Genomic DNA, 14,982 nt, shown 5'->3' on the forward strand with positions numbered 1-14,982 from the left:
CGGCCCGGACGGCAGGAGCCGCCTTGCGACGGCAGGTCAGCCGTTGATGACCTGCGGCACGCCGAGCGCCTTCAGGCCCTCGACGCCGAACTCGACGCCGTAGCCGGACTGCTTGGCTCCGCCGAAGGGGATGCGGGGATCGACGGCGCCGTGCCGGTTGATCCACACTGTGCCGGCCTGGATCCGTGCGGCGACCTCGCGGGCGGCCGCCAGGTCGGGGGACCAGACGGAGGCGCCCAGGCCGACGTCGAGCCCGTTCGCCTTCTCCACGGCCTCGTCAATGGTGCTGTACCGGATGATCGGCAGGGCCGGGCCGAACTGTTCCTCGGCCACCAGCGGGTTGTCGTTGTCGATGTCGGCCACCAATGTGGTCGGGTAGAAGTAGCCGGGCTGGCTGGTGTCGGGGTTTCCGCCGAGGAGGACGCGCGCTCCGGAAGCCTTCGCTGCCTCCACGAGGTTCGCCACGACGTCGTACTGTGCCTTGTTCTGCAGCGGGCCAAGGACGTTGTTCTCGTCCAGGCCGTTGCCCATGGGCATCGCTTTGGCCACGGCGGTGAGTTCCTCGCAGACGGCGTCGTAGATGTCGTCATAGACGTAGAGGCGCTTGAGGGCGGCGCAGGTCTGGCCCGTGTTCAGGAAGGCGCCCCAGAAGATGTCCTGCGCGATGGCTTTGGGGTCGGCGTCGGGCAGGACGATGCCGGCATCGTTGCCTCCCAGTTCCAGCGTGAGCCGCTTGACGGTGTCCGCGGAGGACTTGATGATGGCGCGGCCGCCGGCCGTGGAACCGGTGAACATGATCTTGCCGATCGCCGGGTGGTCGGTGAGCCGGGCACCCACCTCGCGGCCGCACGAGACCACCGCGAGAATGCCCTCGGGGAGTTCCTCGTTCAGGACCTTGACCAGTGCCAGGACGGACAGGGGGGTGTTGCCGGAGGGCTTGACGACGACGGCGTTGCCCATCCGCAGGGCGGGGGCCAGTTGCCAGACGGCGATCATCATGGGCCAGTTCCACGGACCAATCGCGCCCACCACGCCGATGGGGCGGTAGTGCAATTCGGCGCGGGTCTCGCTATCGTCCACAATGGTTTCCGGTTCCAGCGGCAGGGCCGCGGTGGCGCGGAGCCAGGCCACGCAGGCGCCCACTTCGAAGCGGGCGTTGGGTCCGTTGAGCGGTTTGCCCTGCTCGCGGGAGAGCAGCTGGGCCAGTTCTTCGGCGGAGCGTTCGACGGCGTCGGCTGCTTTCAGGAGCGCGGCGGACCGGGCGTCGTGGCCCAAGGCTGCCCAGGCGGGCTGGGCGGCGACGGCTGCGGCCACGGACTCCTCGAGGAATTCGAGGGTGTGGATCGGTGCCTCGCCGACGGCCTCGCCGGTTGCCGGGTCAAGGATGGTCCGGCCGGTGCCGGGTGTGGGGGCAATGGACGCGAGGAGCGCATCGTAGGTTTCCAAGGGATACTCCACTTCGAGTAGCAAGGGCGCCAGCCGGTCGGCGTAGCGGGTTGCTCCCAGTGTGGTTTACGGCTTTGGCCGGGCTCTTGTCTTTGTGCGCAGGACTGTTGGCGGAGAGGGAACGGCGTTAATAATCCTCCACCTTATTGTGAACCAGTCAGAATAAGCCCTACAATCGACGTCAGGCCGGCGGAGCTCTCGAGCACTGCCGGTGAATCCCTCCCCGGATCCAAGCAGCCGATACCAGCAAACACCCAGCAGCCAGCACCAGGCCCCGTCCTGCTCCGTGGCCGCATGGGTGCGGGACTTCGGCCGCCGCCACTCCGAGAAGCAGGGAGAAACATCATGACTTTGCAGTCCTACCTCGCTGAAGAGGCCGCCTATATCCCCCGCGGAGGCAGCTACGTCTCCATGCCCGCAGCCCCGGAGGTTCCGCCGCGCCTCGAGGGCAGTTACGTCTCGCTGCCCGGAGCCCTTCCCGGGAATGCCAGCAAGGCCCAAGGTACGTACGTGACACTGTCCACGGCCCCGGCAGGGGAGACGGAAATCAGCTACACCCGGGTCGGCTGAACCCGTCAGTGCCGCACTGGCCCACTTTTGGGCGGCTTAAAACGGCGGGACCCCGGGTTTCCGGGGTCCCCGCGGCTAAAACTGGGCCAGTGCGTGCTTCTTTCCCCGTCAGCCGGCGTAGGGGTCGTTGATGCCGATGTATTGGGTGGTGGTGTATTCGGCGATGCCTTCGGTGCCGCCTTCGCGGCCGAGGCCCGACTGTTTGACCCCGCCGAAGGGTGCTGCGGCGTTGGAGATGACACCGGCGTTGAAGCCGACCATGCCGAACTCGATCTGCTCCGCGACGCGCAGGAGGCGGTTGAAGTCGCGGCTGTAGAGGTAGGAGGCCAGCCCGTACTCGGTGCTGTTGGCCAGTTTGATGGCGTCTTCTTCGGTGGTGAAGGTGGTAACGGGGGCGACGGGCCCGAAGATTTCCTGGCCCAGGATCGCGGCGTCGTTGGGGACGTTGGCGAGGACGGTGGGCTGGTAGAAGTAGCCGGGCCCGTCCACGGGGGCGCCGCCAGTGACCGCTACGGCTCCAGCCTCGACCGCTGCAGAGACCAAGGCATGCACGTCATCCCGGGCGCCTCCATCAATGAGGGGCCCGACTTTCGTGTCCGGATCGGTGCCGCGGCCCGTGGTCAGTGCACCCATCGCCGCGGCAAACTTCCGCGTGAATTCCTGCGCGACTGATTCGTGGACGAGGAAACGGTTGGCGGCGGTGCAGGCCTCGCCCATGTTCCGCATCTTCGCCGCCATGGCCCCTTCGACGGCGGCATCGAGGTCGGCGTCCTCGAAGACGATGAACGGTGCGTTCCCGCCGAGTTCCATTGAGGTGCGGAGCACGTTCTGGGCGGTGTCGGCCATGAGCCGCTTGCCGACCGGGGTGGAACCGGTGAAGGAGACCTTCCGGAGGCGGGAGTCCTTCAGCAGCGGCCCGGAAATCCCCGAGGCCGATGAGGACGCGACGACGTTGAGGACTCCGGCGGGCAGGCCGGCGTCGAGCATGGTCTGCGCGAAGTACTGGGCAGTGAGTGGCGTGAGTTTGGCGGGCTTGAGCACCATGGTGCAGCCGGCGGCGACGGCGGGTGCGACCTTGCGGGTGGCCATGGCGAGGGGGAAGTTCCAGGGGGTGATGAGCAGGCAGGGGCCGACGGGTTTGTGCTGGACCAGGATTTTGTTCCTGCCTTCGGGGGTGGTGAGGTAGCGGCCGTAGTCGCGGACGGTTTCCTCGGCGAACCAGCGCAGGAACTCCGCGCCGTAGGTCACCTCGCCGCGGGCCTCGGCCAGGGGTTTGCCCATTTCCAGGGTCATGAGCAGGGAGAAGTCGTCGGCGCGTTCGGTCACCAGGTCGAAGGCGCGGCGGAGGATCTCGGACCGGGTCCTGGGCGCGGTACGGGCCCAGGCGGCCTGGGCGGCGTCGGCGGCATCCAGGGCGGCGATGGCGTCCTTGCTGGTGGCGGAGGCGAGGGTGGCGAGGACCTGCCCGGTGGCGGGGTCGTTCACATCGAACGTGCCGCCGTCGGACGCGTCCCGCCACTCACCTCCGATCAATAGGCCGGTGGGCACCGAGGCGAGCAGCGAAGCCTCGCGTTCCGGCGTGAGGGCAGGGGATAGCTCGGAAATGGTCATCAGGAAGTCCTAAAAGTTGATCAGTAGCTGGCGCGGGTTTCGCCGTCCGTTGGCTTCACGAACCGGGCCGCGAGGGCTTCGGAGCCGCGGGCCAGGAGGGCGACGTCGGCGCCCACCAGGATGAAGTTGGCACCACGGTCGAGGTAGTGCTGGGCGGTGTCCGGGTTGAAGGCATTAACACCTGCCGGCTTGCCGGCCGCTTTGGCGGCGGAGAGGCAGTGCTCGACGGCGGCACGCACCTCTGGATGTTCCTGCTGGCCCAGCAGGCCCATGGAAGCGGCGAGGTCGGACGGGCCGACGAAGACGGCATCCACGCCGTCAACCTTGAGGATGTCCTCCATCGCTTCGACGGCGGCGGTGGACTCGATCTGGACCGTGACGCTGATGGTCTCGTTGGCGCGGGCCAGGTAGTCCGGGACCCGGTTCCAGCGCGCGGCGCGGGCAAGGGCGGACCCGACCCCGCGGACGCCCTGCGGCGGATACCGGGTGGCGGCCACCGCTGCTTCAGCCTCCGCCACCGAATTGACCATGGGGATCAGCAGGTTTTGCACGCCCAGGTCCAGGTACTGCTTGATCACCACGGTGTCGTTGACGGGCGGACGGACCAGGGTGTGGACCGGGTAGCCGTGGATGGCCTGGAGCTGGGCCAGGATGGACTCGAGCCCGTTCGGGCTGTGTTCGGCGTCCACCAGCAGCCAGTCCAGGCCGGATCCGGCGCAGAGTTCGGCGATCAGCGGGCTTCCGGAGCACACCCACATGCCGGCCAGCGGCCGGGCGGCCTCCTGGAGCGCCGACCGGAAGGTGTCCTCTATTCGAAACGGCATGTCACGCTCCCCAACGGGCCGTAGTCGGCGTGGACGGTGTCGCCCTTGTAGACCCACAGGGGCCGGGTGAAGGAGCCCGCGAGGATAATGTCCCCGGCCTTCAAGGCGTCCCCATGGGCGGCGATCTTGTTGGCCAGCCAGTGGACGCCGTTGGCCGGGTGGTCCAGGACGCCGGCGGCCACGCCGGTTTCCTCCACGGTCTGGTTCTTGTAGAGGATGGCGGAGACCCAGCGCAGGTCCACGGCGTCGGGTTTCACCGGATTGCCGCCGACCACCATGGCGCCCATGGCTGCGTTGTCGGAGATGGTGTCCACGATGGTCCGGCCCTCCATCTCGATCCGGGAATCCAGGATCTCAAGGGCCGGAACCACGTAGTCGGTGGCTTTCAGGACATCGAAGATGGTCACTCCGGGTCCCTTCAGCCCGTCCTTCAGCACGAACGCGAGTTCCACCTCCACCCGCGGGTGGGTGTACCTGTCCCATTCCACGGAGCAGCCGGTTTCGAGGACCATGTCATCGAAAATGGCACCGTAGTCCGGTTCGGTGATGCCGGTGGCGGCCTGCATGGCCTTGGACGTGAGGCCGATCTTGCGCCCCACCAGCGTCCGGCCGGCTTCCTCGTTCCGGCGCCGCCAGAGCTGCTGCACTGCGTAGGAGTCCTCCACGGTCATGTCCGGGTAGCGGGCCGTCAGGCGGGGGACAGGGGTGCGGGTCCGGCCGGCTTCCACCAGCTCGTCCGCGATGGCCTCAATCGTCTTCGGCTCCAGCATGGCTAGACCTGGACCCCCAGCTTGAAGCCGGTCCGGTCGGCGACATCCGGCCCTTCGCCCGGCTTCCGGGTGTAGGAGAAGCCGTCGGCGCCCACGGTCACTGCCATCTCGGACTTTTCCTCGCGGACCACGACGGGCTGGGGGTTGCCGTCCAGGTCCAGGACCAGGGAGGCTTCGGTGTACCAGGACGGGACCACCGGGTTGCCCCACCAGTCGCGGCGCTGGTTGTCGTGGACGTCCCAGGTGATGGTGGGGTTGTCCGGGTCGCCGGTGTAGTAGTCCTGGGTGTAGATCTCGATGCGGTGGCCGTCCGGGTCCAGGATGTAGAGGTAGAACGCGTTGGACACGCCGTGCCGGCCGGGGCCGCGTTCGATCCGGTCGCTGATGCGCAGGGCGCCCATCTTGTCGCAGATCTGGATGATGTTGTGCTTCTCGTGGGTGGCGAACGCGACGTGGTGCATGCGCGGGCCGTTGCCGCCGGTCAGGGCGGTGTCGTGCACGGTCTGCTTGCGGTGCATCCACGCGGCGTACGTGACGCCGTCGGAATCCTTGATGTCCTCGGAGACGCGGAAGCCGAGGTCTTCCAGGTACTTGCGGCCCTTGGGGACATCGGGGGTGACCTGGTTAAAGTGGTCCAGTCGGACCAGTTCACCGGCGGAGTAGAGGTCGTAGCGCTGGGTGAGGCGCTCCACGTGCTCCACGTCGTAGAAGAACTCGTAGGGGAAGCCCAGCGGGTCCTCCACGCGCACGGAGTCGCCGACGCCCTTGGTGAAGCCCTCCTTGCGGCGCTCCACCCGGCAGCCGAGCTCCTTGTAGTAGGCCTCGGCGGCGTCCACCTCGGCGGGGGACTTCACCCGGTAGGCGAAGGCGGCGACGGCGGCAACAGGGCCCTTGCGCAGGACCAGGTTGTGGTGGATGAACTCCTCGAGGGAGCGCAGGTAGATCGCGTTCTCGTCTTCCTCGGTGACGTGCAGGCCCAGGACATCGACGTAGAACTCACGGGACTTGGCGAGGTCGGTGACCACGATTTCCATGTAGGCGCAGCGGACGATGTCCGGAGCAGGGACGGTGGGGGTGGGAACGAAGTTGGTCATTGGATTCTCTCTTCTTTGAAAGGGGGTAGGAGCGCTTAGGCGCCGAATTTTGGAGTATGAACAGGGCCGAGCGTGATGTGCACAGCCTGCTGGTCGGTGTAGAAGTCGATCGAGCGGTAGCCGCCCTCATGGCCCAGGCCCGAGGCCTTGACGCCTCCGAAGGGAGTGCGCAGGTCGCGGACGTTGTGGCTGTTCAGCCAGACCATCCCGGCTTCGACGTTCTGCGAGAAGTTGTGGGCCCGGGTGAGGTTCTGCGTCCAGATGTAGGCGGCGAGGCCGTACTTGGTGTTGTTGGCCAGGGCGAGGGCCTCGTCGTCGTTCTCGAACGGGGTGATGGCCACGACGGGTCCGAAGATTTCCTCCTGGAAGATCCGGGCGTCAGGGGCGACGTCGGCAAACACCGTGGGAGCGATGTAATTGCCTTCGGGCAGGTGGTCGGGGCGGCCGCCCCCGGCCAGGAGCCGGCCTTCGGACTTGCCGATCTCCACGTAGGAGGCCACTTTCTCGTAGTGCTCCGGGTGGACCAGGGCACCCACCTGGGTCTTGGGATCGTGCGGGTCACCGACGACGATGTTCCTGGCGCGGGCGGCGTACTTTTCGCAGAACTCGTCGTAAATGGCGCGCTCGACGAGGATGCGGGAGCCGGCGGTGCAGCGTTCGCCGTTGAGGGAGAAGACGCCGAACAGGGCGGAGTCGATGGCCGCGTCCAGGTCCGCATCCGCGAAGACCACGCAGGGGGACTTGCCGCCGAGCTCCATGGACAGGCCCTTGAGATTGGCGGCTGCGTTGCGGAAGATCGTCTGGCCCGTGGTGGTCTCGCCGGTGAAGGAGATCAGCGGAACGTCCGGGTGCTTGACAAGCGCGTCGCCGGCTTCCTCGCCCAGTCCGTTGACCAGGTTGAACACGCCGTCGGGCAGGCCGGCGTCCTTGAAGATGGTGGCCCATAGGGAGGCGGAGAGCGGGGTGAACTCGGCGGGTTTGAGGACCACGGTGTTGCCGGTGGCCAGGGCCGGGGCGAGCTTCCAGGACTCCAGCATGAACGGGGTATTCCACGGGGTGATGAGGCCCGCGACGCCGATCGGCTTGCGGTTCACGTAGTTGATCTGCGAGCCGGGGACTTTCATGGCGTCGTCGAACTGGGCCACGATCAGGTCGGCGAAGAAGCGGAAGTTCTCCGCCGCACGGAGGGCCTGGCCCTTCGCCTGGGTGATGGGCAGGCCGGTGTCGAAGGTTTCCAGTTCCGCCAGGCGGGCTTCCTGGGCCTCGACGGCGTCGGCGATCCGGTTCAGGACACGGGCGCGCTCGCGCGGCTTCATCTTCGGCCAAGGGCCGTTCACGAAGGCTTCGCGGGCGGCAGCCACGGCGAGGTCGATGTCCTCCTTCTGGCCGGCGGCGGCGGTGGCGTAGTTGCGGTTGGACACCGGGTCCAGGACGTCGAAGGTCTTCCCGCCCACCGAGTCAACGAACTGGCCGTTGATGTAGTGCTGGATGTGGGTGGGCAAGTCCTCGGGAATGTAATGCTTGGCGGTTTCTACAGAGGCAGTCATCGTTGAAGTCCTAACTGTGTTCTTGGTGTACTGCGGGGGGCTGCGGCCAGGGGGTTTGGGCGAGGTAGGCGTCCAATGTTGCAGTGCGGTGGTGCCGGGCTGCTTTTTCGATCGTGTCGGCGTCGGCGCCGGTCTCGATGAGCTGAAGCAGGTTTTCGTGTTCATCCACTGAGCCGCGGGCGCGGCCGGGGACGAAACGGAACGTGGAGGACCGCAGCGCCGCCAGCCGGTTCCAGCCACGGTGCACCAGGTCCAGGATGTGCGGGTTGGGGCAGTGCTCGAACAGGACGCTGTGGAAGTCCTGGTTGAGCTGGGTGAAGCGGACGGGATCGAAGTGGTCCAGGCATTTCCGCATTTCTTCGTTCACGGCACGGGCCCGGGCGATGGCCGCAGGATCGATCAGCGGCGCGGACAAGGCGGTGGCGGCGCCCTCCACGATGCTCAGGGTCTGCATCGTGTAGAGGTATTCGGTGGGATCGATCCCGGCAACCGTGGCGCCGACGTTGCGCTCGAACGTCACCAGACCTTCGGCTTCAAGCCGCCGGATGGCTTCGCGGACCGGGACCACGCTGAAGCCGAGGTCCTTGGCGATCGAGCCCAGGACCAGCCGGTAGCCGGGGGTGTAGGTGCCTTCAACGATCCGTGCCTTCACGACCTGGTACGCCTGTTCGGATTTGCTGCCGGCAACCATGGTGGTCTCAGTCATTGGCCTTCGCTTCCCACTCCTTGTACCGTGCCTGCCATTCGGAGTTCATCGGGTAGAGGCCGTCCACGCTGTTGCCCTGCCGGACCATTTCGAAAATGAACGCTTCTTCCTTTTCCTGCTGGATGCAGTCGTCCGCCAGCTCTTCGGCGATGGCCGGCGGGATGACCAGGATGCCGTCCGAGTCGGCCACGATGATGTCGCCGGGCTGGACGGTGGCGCCGCCGCAGGCGATGGTGATGTCCGTGTCCCACGGGACGTGGCGGCGGCCCAGCACGGCGGGGTGCGGGTTGGCGAAATACGTGGGCATCTCCAAGTCCGCGACGGCGCTGTAGTCACGGACGCCGCCGTCGGTGATGATGGCTGCCGCGCCGCGGACCTGCGCACGCAGGGCCAGGATGTCCCCTACAGTGCCGGTGCCCTTCTCTCCCCGGGCCTCCATGACCAGGATTTCGCCCTCGTTGACGGAGTCAATGGCTTTCTTCTGGGCGTTGAACCCGCCGCCGTGTGTCTTGAAGAGGTCCTCGCGGTTGGGAACGTAGCGCAGCGTCCGGGCCAGGCCCACCACCTTGCGGTCCGGTCGGGTGGCCTGCAGCCCGTCGATGCTGACGTTGTTCAGGCCGCGTTTGCGCATCTGGGAGGACAGCGTGGCGGTGGCAACCGACTCAAGTTTTGCCCTTAGTTCCGGGGAGAGGGCGCGGGTAACCGCGGCCAGCCCGGCGGCTTCGCGGGATCCGTAGGCCTCCTCCCGCTGCAGGTCATCAACCTTGGGCTGGGCACCAAAGTCGGCGAACGCCGTCGTGCCTTCCTCGACGGTGGTGACCAGGCGGCCCGTGGACAGGGCCCCATCAAGGGTGCCCACCTCCACCTCCAGGATGTCACCGGGCTTGGCAACCGAAGCGCCGGCGGGGGTGCCGGTGAGGATGATGTCGCCTTCTTCGAGGGTGAGCAGCTGGGACAGGTCCGCCACCAGCCGGGCGAACGGGAAGAGCAGGTCTTCGGTGGTGTCATCCTGGACCAGGTCGCCGTTGTGCCAGGTGCGGATGTGCAGCTTGGAAGGGTCGACGGCGTCTGCCGGGATCAGTGCGGGGCCCACCGGGGTGAACCCATCGCCACCCTTGGACCGGAGGTTGGAGCCCTTGTCCGCCCAGCGCAGGTCGTACACGCCGAGGTCGTTGCTCGCCGTGACGGCGGCGACGTGGCTCCACGCATCTTCCATGGAAACCCGGCGGGCGGCCTTGCCGATCACCAGGGCGATCTCGCCCTCGTAGCCGAGCAGTTCACAGCCGGCCGGGCGTTCCACAGGGCTTCCACTCAGGGAAAGGGAGGTGGAGGGCTTGAGGAAGTAGGACGGCTGCGCCGGGGTGCGGCCGCGCTGGGCGGCCCGGCTGGGGTAGTTGATGTGTACCGCGATCACCTTGCGTGCTGCTGCCAGGGTGTCGCCGTTGACCTGCTCCAAAGCCTTCTCCTCATCAGGTACGAAATCGTATACGATCACTATCCTCAGGTTTGAGGGATCCGTCAAGCCCTGGTTTTCAGGCTGATTTCCGAGCGAGCCGGAGCCACTTGTCGCACGCGTCACATCCGGCGTACAGTGGAAATCAAGTTCGCAGTTTTCGATTATCGAATCAAGTGTTCCGATATAGAACACATTTGCTGAGTCATCCACAAAGAAGTGAGGAAAGCCCGTGCAGTTCCACCACCACGGATACGTATCCGGTGACCCGCGCATCCTTCCGGCCGCCGGCGTCGGCCTTGACCGCCCTGAGGAGCTTCCGGAGGAAGTGGACGTGCTCATCGTGGGCACCGGCCCGGCGGGGATGCTCGCCGCCGCGCAGTTGTCCATGTTCCCCGGCGTGACCACCCGCATCATCGAGCGCCGCCCCGGCCGCCTTGCCATCGGCCAGGCCGACGGCATCCAGGCCCGCAGCGTGGAGACGTTCCAGGCCTTCGGGTTCGCGGAGCGGATCATCGCGGAGGCGTACCGGATCACCGAGATGGCCTTCTGGAAGCCGGACCCTGCCAACCACGCGAACATCGTCAGGGCCGCCCGGGCCGTGGACGACGAAACGGGCATCAGCGAATTCCCGCACCTGATCGTCAACCAGGCACGCGTGCTGGACTACTTCGCGGAGTTCGCAGCCAACTCCCCCACCCGCCTGAAGCCCGATTACGGCTACGACTTCGAAAGCCTGGAGGTTACCGGCGTCGGCGAGTACCCGGTCACGGTGACGCTCCGGCACACCGCGGGCCCGAAGGAGGGGCAGGAGCGCGTTGTCCGTGCCAAGTACGTGGTCGGCGCCGACGGTGCCCGCAGCAAGGTGCGCCAGGCGATCGGCTGCACGCTCGCCGGCGACCAGGCCAACCACGCCTGGGGCGTGATGGACACCCTCGCCGTCACCGACTTCCCCGACATCCGCACCAAGTGCGCCATCCAGGGCGAAAAAGGCAGCATCCTGCTGATTCCGCGCGAAGGCGGGCACCTGTTCCGCATGTACGTGGACCTGGGCGAGGTGGACCCGGCCACGCACCACGCCGTGCGGAACACCAGCATCGAGGAGATCATCGCCAAAGCCAACGAAATCCTCCACCCGTACACGCTGGACGTCCGCAACGTGGCCTGGCACAGCGTCTACGAGGTGGGCCACCGGCTGACGGACAGGTTCGACGACGTCCTCCCGGAGGACCGCGGCACCCGGACACCGCGGGTCTTCATCACCGGGGATGCCTGCCATACCCACAGTGCCAAGGCCGGCCAGGGCATGAACGTCTCCATGCAGGACGGCTTCAACATCGCCTGGAAGCTGGGCCACGTGCTGGAGGGCCGCAGCCCGGAGAGCCTGCTGGCCACCTACTCTGAGGAACGACAGGTGGTGGCCAAGAACCTGATCGACTTCGACAAGGAATGGTCAACCATGATGGCCAAGAAGCCCGAGGAGTTCGAGCACCCGTCCGATCTCGAGGACTTCTACGTGCGCACGGCGGAGTTCCCGGCCGGATTCATGACCCAGTACGCCCCCTCCCTGATCATCGGCAGCACGGAGCACCAGGACCTGGCTTCCGGTTTCCCGGTGGGCAAGCGCTTCAAGTCCGCGCCGGTCGTGCGGGTAGGGGACACCAACCCCATCCACCTGGGCCACCACGCCACCGCTGACGGCCGCTGGCGGATCTACGTCTTCGCCGATCCCGCCCAGCCCGGCACCAACTCGGCCACGGACCTGCTCGCAGACTGGTTTGCGAAGTCGCCCGAGTCCCCTCTGGCGGCCACCCCTGCCGGCGCCGACCCGGACGCGTGGTTCGACCTGAAGGTCATCTACCAGCAGCCGCACACCGCCGTCGACATCAGTGCCGTGCCCGCCGTCTTCAAGCCGCAGGTGGGCCCGTTCAAGCTGACTGACTACGAAAAGGTGTACGCCACCGATCCCAAGGCCGACATCTTCGACCTGCGCGGCCTGGACCGGAACGGCGTTGTGGTGCTGGTCCGCCCGGACCAGTACGTGGCCAACGTCCTGCCGCTGACGGCAACCGCGGAGCTCGGTGCCTTTTTCGCCCCGCTGCTGAAGGCGGCACCCGCGAAGCCGCGTCAGGCTGTGGCGGCCGCCGCTGCCCGGTAGTCCGCCGCCGGGTAGACGCCGAGGATCCGGACCTCGGTGGTGAAGAAGTCCAGTTCCTCGAGGGCCAGCTTCAGCGGCAGGTCCTCGGGGTGGCCTTCCACGTCCGCCATGAACATGGTGGCGGCGAATTCGTTGCCCACCATGTAGCTCTCCAGCCGGGTCATGTTCACGCCGTTGGTGGCGAAACCGCCCAGCGCCTTGTACAGGGCGGAGGGGACGTTGCGGACACGGAACACGAAGCTGGTGACTGCCGGTCCGGGAAGTTCGTCCCGGGCCGGCAGTGCCGTTTCCCGGGCCAGGACTACGAAGCGGGTGGTGTTGGAGGGGTCGTCCTCCACGCGGGATGCGAGCACCTCAAGCCCGTAGATCTGTGCGGCCAGCGGGGGAGCGAGGGACAGCTTGCGGGGGTCGTTCCACTCGGCCACTTCCCGGGCGGAGCCCGCAGTGTCACCGGCGATGACGGGCTTCAGGCCGTGGTCGCGGATCAGCTTCCGGCACTGGCCCAGGGCGTGGATGTGGCTGTGGACTTCGGTGGCGCCTTCGATGGTGCTGCCCGGGATGCCCAACAGGTCGAAGTGGATGGGCAGGAAGTATTCGCCCACGATCTGCAGGTTGGACTGCGGGAGCAGGATGTGGATGTCCGCCACCCGGCCGGCAATGGAGTTCTCGATCGGGATCATGGCCAGGTCCGCCTCGCCGCTGGCCACCAGCTCGAAGGCGTCCTCGAAGCTGGCGCACGGGACGCTTTCCATGTCCGGGAACATCTGCTGACACGCGATATTGGAGTTGGCGCCGGGCTCACCCTGGTACGCAATCTTGGAGGCCATGATCCGTATGGTTTCACGCGCCGGCGCCAGCTCCCAATTACTGCGGCCTAACGCGCAGCCAGAGGTACTGGCGCGGGAGCAGCGTGACGCCGTCGCCCAGGTCCAGGGCCGCTTCGGAGAGAAGGTCGACGGCGGCAGGCGAGTACCCGCCGAAGGTTTCCGCGGGCAGGGTCTGCGGGGAGTCGCCGAAGTTCGCCAGCGCAAGGATGATTCCGGCCTCCTCCGCGTCCCCTGGTCGCTGGTAACCGAGCACGGAGCGGTTGTTGGTGGCGAAGTCCACCAACGTGGTCCCGGCCAGTTCGGGAGTGCCGGCCCGGACCTCGATCATCCGTTTCAGGCCCGCGTACACCGCCCCTTCCGGCGTGGCGGGGTCGTCACGGCGGGCGTACTGTTCGGCCGGGAAGTGCGGCCGGTGCACCCAGCGGCTGTCAGCCTCATGCCCCGGTTCGGAGGCGTAGCTGTAGTCGTTGACCTGGCCCACCTCGTCGCCCAGGTACAGCAGCGGGATGCCGCCGGTGCTGAACGGCACCGAATGGGCCAGGAGGATCCGTTCCACCGCCTCCGCCGGGTTGACCTCCATGCCGCACAGCGACGCCGTCGTGCCTGAAATCCGGCAGTCACCTGTCTTGGGATTGTCCTGGAAGGGGACACCTCGGGCGAAGCTGCCCGGGAACCGGTTGACGTAGAACGAGTTCAGGAACCGACGGTGGTCGAAGCCGTTAATCCCCAGCTCGGCGGCGTCCTCGTCGGCGAACGTCCAGCCGATGTCGTCGTGGCTGCGCACATAGTTCACCCAGGCCGTGCCGTCCGGGATGTTGTGCCGGCGTTCCAGCGCCTGGGCCAGGAGCGAAACGTCCCGGGTGGCCAGGGATTCCCAGATCAGCGCCATCTGCAGCGGGTTGTAGGAAAGCTGGCATTCGGCGGGGTCGATGTAGAGCGCAACCTCATCCGGGTGCACGATGGCTTCGGACTTGAACAGCAGTGACGGCGCCGCCAGCCTGCACACGGCGTTGAAGGCGCGCAGCAGCGTGTGGGCCTGCGGCAGGTTCTCGCAGGGAGTCCCCAGCTGCTTCCAGATGAAGGCCACCGCGTCCATGCGCAGGATGTCCACGCCCTGGTTGGCCAGGAACAGCATCTCGCCCGCCATGGCCCTGAAAACGTCCGGATTGGAGTAGTTCAGGTCCCACTGGTACGTGTGGAATGTGGCCCAGACCCAGCGGCCGTCCGCCATCTGGATGAAGGACCCCGGGTGGTTTTCAGGGAAGATCTCCCGCACGTTCCCTTCAAAGGCATCCGGCATGGTGCGGTCAGGGAAGATCCAGTAGTAGTCGCTGTACTCAGGGTCTCCGGCAGCAGCCTTCCGCGCCCACTCGTGCTCGTCCGAGGTGTGGTTGAAGATGAAGTCCACCACCAGGCTGATGCCGTTGCGGCGCAGCTCCGCGGCCAGCGAACGCAGCTGGTCCATGGTCCCCAGCTTGGGGTTGACCTGCCGGTAGCTGGATACCGCGTAGCCGCCGTCGGAGTGCGGCTCCGGTGCCAGGAACAGGGGCATCAGGTGCAGGTAGGTGAGGCCGAGTTCCTTGAAGTAAGGGATCCGCGCCCGTACTCCTTCCAGGCTTTCGGCATAGCGGTCCACGTAGCAGACGCCCCCGAGCATGCCGTTGGCCTGGAACCAGTCCGGGTTGCCTTCCCGCTCGGCGTCCAGGGCCTTCAGCTCCTCCGGGCGTTCCTGCCAGGACCGCGCGCTCTGCAGCACCAAGGCGGACAGCTGCTCCAGCCAGTCCGTCCGGTCGCCGTACAGCGAATGGAAGAGGCTGCGGAGGGTGGGAAAGTGCTCCGCCAGGCGCCGGTCAAAGTCCGGATCCGCCGCCAGGCCGAGTCCGCGTTCCCGTGCCACCGCGGACAGCACATGCTGGCGGGCTTCTTCGTCCTCGTTAACGGTTCCCTGCATGCCACAGCCCCTTCCGGCCCCCGCC

At 66.8% G+C, this 14,982-nt stretch carries 12 protein-coding genes; 2 read left to right on the forward strand and 10 right to left on the reverse strand.

Going from position 1 to position 14,982, the window contains the following annotated elements:
- Positions 1-36 precede the first annotated feature (36 nt).
- Positions 37-1,446 (reverse strand): aldehyde dehydrogenase family protein, encoded by a 1,410-nt coding sequence (locus AC3IMC_RS00520; RefSeq protein WP_490916448.1) that lies wholly within the window; start codon positions 1,444-1,446, stop codon positions 37-39.
- A 345-nt stretch (positions 1,447-1,791) separates the two neighbouring features.
- On the opposite strand from AC3IMC_RS00520, the gene AC3IMC_RS00525 reads away from it, so the two are divergent.
- Complete coding sequence (locus AC3IMC_RS00525; RefSeq protein WP_490916449.1) at positions 1,792-2,016, forward strand: hypothetical protein; 225 nt, start codon at positions 1,792-1,794, stop codon at positions 2,014-2,016.
- Between the two features lie 108 nt (positions 2,017-2,124).
- Here the strand turns inward: AC3IMC_RS00525 and AC3IMC_RS00530 are convergent, their stop codons facing one another.
- Genes AC3IMC_RS00530 through AC3IMC_RS00560 form a run of 7 tightly spaced genes read right to left on the reverse strand, consistent with a single transcriptional unit; the run spans position 2,125 to position 10,024 of the window.
- On the reverse strand, positions 2,125-3,627 hold the full coding sequence (locus tag AC3IMC_RS00530) for an NAD-dependent succinate-semialdehyde dehydrogenase (RefSeq protein ID WP_490916450.1): 1,503 nt from the start codon (positions 3,625-3,627) through the stop codon (positions 2,125-2,127).
- A gap of 20 nt (positions 3,628-3,647) precedes the next feature.
- Positions 3,648-4,451 (reverse strand): HpcH/HpaI aldolase family protein, encoded by an 804-nt coding sequence (locus AC3IMC_RS00535; RefSeq protein ID WP_490916451.1) that lies wholly within the window; start codon positions 4,449-4,451, stop codon positions 3,648-3,650.
- Complete coding sequence (gene hpaH, locus AC3IMC_RS00540) at positions 4,436-5,221, reverse strand: 2-oxo-hept-4-ene-1,7-dioate hydratase (protein WP_490916453.1); 786 nt, start codon at positions 5,219-5,221, stop codon at positions 4,436-4,438. The genes AC3IMC_RS00535 and hpaH overlap by 16 nt, the downstream gene beginning before the upstream one ends.
- Positions 5,222-5,223: 2 nt before the next feature.
- Entirely contained in the window at positions 5,224-6,315 is a 1,092-nt protein-coding gene (gene hpaD / locus AC3IMC_RS00545) for a 3,4-dihydroxyphenylacetate 2,3-dioxygenase (RefSeq protein ID WP_490916454.1), read from the reverse strand.
- Positions 6,316-6,350: 35 nt separating this feature from the next.
- Positions 6,351-7,862: a 5-carboxymethyl-2-hydroxymuconate semialdehyde dehydrogenase gene (gene hpaE / locus AC3IMC_RS00550; protein WP_490916455.1), complete on the reverse strand. Its 1,512-nt coding sequence runs from the start codon at positions 7,860-7,862 to the stop codon at positions 6,351-6,353.
- 10 nt (positions 7,863-7,872) lie between these two features.
- Positions 7,873-8,568: a GntR family transcriptional regulator gene (locus tag AC3IMC_RS00555; RefSeq protein ID WP_490916456.1), complete on the reverse strand. Its 696-nt coding sequence runs from the start codon at positions 8,566-8,568 to the stop codon at positions 7,873-7,875.
- Positions 8,561-10,024: a fumarylacetoacetate hydrolase family protein gene (locus AC3IMC_RS00560; RefSeq protein ID WP_490916766.1), complete on the reverse strand. Its 1,464-nt coding sequence runs from the start codon at positions 10,022-10,024 to the stop codon at positions 8,561-8,563. The genes AC3IMC_RS00555 and AC3IMC_RS00560 overlap by 8 nt, the downstream gene beginning before the upstream one ends.
- A 229-nt stretch (positions 10,025-10,253) precedes the next feature.
- Between AC3IMC_RS00560 and AC3IMC_RS00565 the strand changes: the two genes are divergently transcribed.
- Positions 10,254-12,179 carry an FAD-binding monooxygenase gene (locus AC3IMC_RS00565; RefSeq protein WP_490916457.1) on the forward strand — a complete coding sequence of 642 codons (1,926 nt, stop codon included), beginning with the start codon at positions 10,254-10,256 and terminating at the stop codon, positions 12,177-12,179.
- Here AC3IMC_RS00565 and AC3IMC_RS00570 read toward each other — a convergent pair.
- Both AC3IMC_RS00570 and AC3IMC_RS00575 read right to left on the reverse strand, forming a co-directional pair.
- Entirely contained in the window at positions 12,149-13,006 is an 858-nt protein-coding gene (locus AC3IMC_RS00570) for a prephenate dehydratase (RefSeq protein WP_490916458.1), read from the reverse strand. The two genes, AC3IMC_RS00565 and AC3IMC_RS00570, sit on opposite strands and share 31 nt — an antisense overlap.
- Before the next feature lie 37 nt (positions 13,007-13,043).
- Positions 13,044-14,957: an alpha-amylase family protein gene (locus tag AC3IMC_RS00575; RefSeq protein ID WP_490916459.1), complete on the reverse strand. Its 1,914-nt coding sequence runs from the start codon at positions 14,955-14,957 to the stop codon at positions 13,044-13,046.
- Between the last annotated feature and the right edge of the window lie 25 nt (positions 14,958-14,982).

The organism is Arthrobacter sp. E70, from assembly GCF_058266945.1.